This window comes from Alkalibacterium sp. s-m-28, from assembly GCF_054658175.1.
The window spans coordinates 1-255 of record NZ_BAAGIQ010000442.1; the positions used below are offsets into that span (position 1 = coordinate 1).

A 255-nucleotide genomic window follows, 5' to 3' on the forward strand; every position below is an offset into this window, starting at 1 on the left:
TCATTGTTAATTTCAATGCGACTCTCCGTTGTAGCGATTATGGTTTCAATACGATCCCAATCGTATGTACGCACAGCTTCTTTCATTTTCTTTTCCATCTTTTTATCAAAATACATTCGTTGTTTGAATTTCTCGTTTACATGATAAGCATCTCTAAAATGTTCGTGTCGCTGGCATTTGCCAATGATTTGATGGAATTTATCTTTGTCGTAACCACTGCCTCCATCACTGTTTGAAATGACGATCGTCTCGCGT

1 pseudogene is annotated in these 255 nt (G+C 37.6%); it reads right to left on the reverse strand.

From position 1 onward, the window contains the following. A pseudogene (locus ACYQ4S_RS12930) lies at positions 1 to 255 on the reverse strand (ISLre2-like element ISAot1 family transposase); the annotation flags it as partial.